This is a genomic window from Sulfuricaulis sp., assembly GCF_049587675.1.
Classification (GTDB): Bacteria; Pseudomonadota; Gammaproteobacteria; order Acidiferrobacterales; family Sulfurifustaceae; genus Sulfuricaulis.
In genome coordinates this window covers 1-3579 of the sequence record NZ_JBAVEJ010000151.1, presented here as the reverse complement: position 1 = coordinate 3579, position 3579 = coordinate 1, and the positions used below count along the sequence as shown (strand labels likewise).

Here is a 3579-nt window from a genome sequence, read left to right as displayed (position 1 = left end):
GGAGCATGACAGCCCTCAAGGCGGCCGTAGATAACGGCGCCGACGCCGTTTATATGGGCTTTCGTGACGGCACCAACGCGCGCAATTTTCCCGGCCTCAATTTCGATATCAACGAAGCAAGCCAGGGCATTGCCTATGCGCGCAACCACAATGCGCGCGTGTTTCTGGCGATCAATACCTACCCGCGCCCGCACCAGTGGGAAAAATGGCGCGTGGCCGTGGATCAGGCTGCGAGTCTCGGCGTCGACGCGCTGATCCTCGCCGATCCCGGACTAATGGATTACTGCGTACAAAGGCATCCCGGCCTGAGGCTACATCTGTCGGTGCAGGGTTCGGCCACCAACCACGAGGCCATCGATTTTTACGTGCGGCATTTCGGCGTGCAGCGCGTGGTGTTGCCGCGCGTGCTGTCGCTGACGCAGGTGCAGAATGTCATGAAGCGCGTGAACGCGGAGGTGGAAGTATTCGGTTATGGGAGCCTGTGCGTGATGGTCGAGGGGCGTTGCACCCTGTCGTCCTATGTCACCGGCGATTCGCCGAACTCGAGCGGTGTCTGTTCGCCGGCGAAAGCCGTCAAGTGGGAAGAGTCGGCTGCTGGCCGCCGCTCGCGACTGAACGGCGTGCTGATCGACGTATACGCACCCGAGGAACCCGCCGGCTATCCGACGCTTTGCAAGGGGCGGTTCGAGGTCGGCGGCAAGGTGTACTACGCCATGGAAGAACCGACCAGTCTCAATGTGCTCGATATTCTTCCGGATCTTTTCCGCGCCGGCGTGGCTGCGATCAAGGTCGAAGGCCGTCAGCGCAGTCCGGCCTACGTGGCGCAGGTTACGCGAACGCTGCGGGAGGCCATTGACGCGTGCGCAGCCGGGCCGGAGAAATTTTCTCCCCAAGGCGCCTGGGTCGAGCAACTCGACAAGGTCGCTGAAGGGCGTTGCCATACCCTCGGCGCGTATACCCGGCCATGGCAATAAAAAATTCCGGATTCCGGATTTCGAATTCCAGATTCCAATCTGAAATCAGTAATTATTACTCATGAGAATCTCCCTCGGACCTATTCCGTATTTCTGGGAGCGTGAGCGCGTATTCGATTTTTATGCGCACGTTCTCGAGGCGCCGGTGGACATCGTTTATCTCGGTGAGACGGTCTGTTCCAAGCGCCGTGCGCTGCGGCTGCCGGACTGGCTGGATATTGCCGAACGCTTGACCGCCGACGGCAAGGAGGCGGTGCTGTCGACGCTTACTCTTATCGAGGCCGAATCGGAAGCCGCGTACATGCGCACCATCGCGGAAAACGGGCGCTTCGCGGTCGAGGCCAATGACATGGCCGCGGTCAATATGCTGGAGGGCGCGACACCTTTTGTTGTCGGTCCCCACATCAACGTCTACAACAGCGGCACGCTGGCGCTGATGGCGCGCGCCGGCGCCAGGCGCTGGGTCATGCCGATGGAGCTGGATCGCGACACACTGGCCGCGATCCAGGCGCAGCGTCCCGCGGGGATGGAGACCGAGGTGTTCGTCTTTGGCCGCCTGCCGCTGTCCTTCTCCGCGCGTTGTTTCACCGCCCGCGCGCATAATCTGTCCAAGGATGAATGCGGATTCCGCTGCGCTGATTATCCCGACGGCATGCCGCTGCGCACGCGTGAGGGACAGTCGTTTCTCAGCCTCAACGGCATCCAGGTGCAATCAGGCGAGACATACAATCTGGTGAACGAAATCGACGACCTTCGGGCGCTCGGGGTGGATGTCTTGCGGCTTGCGCCGCAGGCTCAGGGGATGTTCGAGATCGTGGACGCGTTCCGTAGCGTCATGGACGGACATCGGGAATCGTCCGCGGCGGCCGCGATACTTGAGCCCTATCAGGTGTACGGATCCTGCGACGGGTACTGGTATGGGGCCCCCGGAATGAATCGGGAACACGCATGACCACGCACACCGGTCTTGTGGTGGGTACCACAACGCTATCCGGCGCAGCGGAGAGTTAGCGCGCGGCGAAGCGCTGACCGACGGTGCGCCGGAGAAGTGTAAAGGCCGCGCCGCCGAGAGTTTCGCCCAGCACGGCGCGGAAATGCGATTCCCAGTCGTAATCGAGAGCGTCCAGCAGATTCTTGATGTGCACGCCGGTATCGGTGTCGCCCTCGATGCACAGGCGGCGGCTGAAGAAGAGCGTATCCGGGTCTTCGCGCCGGGTGGCAAGCAGCCAGAAATCCTGCACCGTGCCGCTGATGCGGACATCGGCGCGGCCCGGCACGGCGGGCTGCAGACGCCCGTGCCCGATCCGGAAATGAATCTCGCTCGATGCATCCTTGATATGGATGCATACGGTTTTGCCTTCGATCTCCGGGAGTCGAGTCGCAAGCGGCTGGCCGCGCAGCAGGTGATTTAACACGCGTGCCAGCACCTCGGCGTGTACCGCGCCGGGAATGATTCGCAGCGGCAAGAGCAGGGGGTGGGGCAGCATGCCTGTCGGGACGTATGAGGTGACCGTCTTTATATCAGGCCCCGATGTCGTGCGATATTGATCTGGATCAAATCATGCACGCCGTCCGCCCCCTATGCTTCCTTGGCTCCATAAGCGCGCCATCCTTGGCGCATTTCTCGTGAGTGTTCCATGAAATACAAGAACCTGCGGGATTTCATCGCGCACCTGGAAAACCTGGGCGAACTCAAGCGCGTTGCCACGCCGGTGGACCCGCGCCTGGAAATCACCGAGGTATGTAGTCGTACGCTGCGCGCCGGCGGTCCGGCGTTGCTGTTTGAAAAGCCGGGAGGCTTCGATATTCCGCTGCTCGGCAATCTGTTCGGCACCACGCGGCGCGTGGCGCTCGCCATGGGGCACGAGTCCATCGAGGAACTGCGCGAGGTCGGCAAACTGCTTTCCTTTTTGAAGGAGCCGCAACTCCCGCGCGGAATCGGCGATGCGATGGAGAAACTTCCCGGCTTCAAGCAGCTTTTTCACGTATTACCGCGCGTGGTGAGCGATGCGCCGTGCCGGCAGCATGTCATCGAAGGCGCGGACGTGGACTTGTCCATGCTGCCCATCCAGACCTGCTGGCCGGAAGATGCCGGCCCGCTGATTACTTTCGGTCTTGTCATCACCAAGGGGCCGTACAAGGAACGCGAGAACATCGGTATCTACCGTCAGCAAGTGATTGGTCGGAACAAGGTCATCATGCGCTGGTTGCCGCATCGCGGCGGCGCGATCGATTTCCGGGAGTGGAAAGAGGCGCATCCAGGTCAGCGTTTTCCCGTGGTGGTTGTCATCGGCGCCGACCCCGCGACGCTGGTCGCTGCTGTCACCCCCATTCCCGACACGCTGTCGGAATTCCAGTACGCGGGACTGCTGCGCGGCGCGCGCAGCGAGGTGGTGGCGTGTCGCGACGGCGCGCTGCACGTTCCTGCCTCGGCCGAGATAGTGCTGGAAGGCTATATCGAGCCGGACGAAGAGGCGCTCGAGGGACCATTCGGCGATCACACCGGCTATTACAATTCTCAGGAAAAATTTCCGGTGTTCACCATCGAGCGCATCACGCATCGAGACCAGCCCATCTATCACAGCGCCTACATGGGGCGTTCTCC

At 61.6% G+C, this 3579-nt stretch carries 4 protein-coding genes; 3 read left to right on the top strand and 1 reads right to left on the bottom strand.

Annotation, left to right across the window (positions count from 1 at the left end; genetic code table 11):
• On the top strand, window positions 1–974 hold a 974-nt coding region (gene ubiU / locus WB402_RS07770; RefSeq protein WP_424206594.1), incomplete at its 5' end, for a ubiquinone anaerobic biosynthesis protein UbiU.
• Window positions 975–1035: 61 nt separating this feature from the next.
• On the top strand, window positions 1036–1926 hold the full coding sequence (gene ubiV / locus WB402_RS07765) for a ubiquinone anaerobic biosynthesis protein UbiV (protein ID WP_424206592.1): 891 nt from the start codon (window positions 1036–1038) through the stop codon (window positions 1924–1926).
• Window positions 1927–1981: 55 nt separating this feature from the next.
• On the opposite strand, the gene ubiT is transcribed toward ubiV, so the two are convergent.
• Complete coding sequence (gene ubiT / locus WB402_RS07760) at window positions 1982–2461, bottom strand: ubiquinone anaerobic biosynthesis accessory factor UbiT (RefSeq protein ID WP_424206590.1); 480 nt, start codon at window positions 2459–2461, stop codon at window positions 1982–1984.
• Between the two features lie 150 nt (window positions 2462–2611).
• Between ubiT and WB402_RS07755 the strand changes: the two genes are divergently transcribed.
• Window positions 2612–3579, top strand: a 968-nt coding sequence (locus WB402_RS07755) for a UbiD family decarboxylase (RefSeq protein WP_424206588.1), incomplete at its 3' end; no start/stop codon positions are given.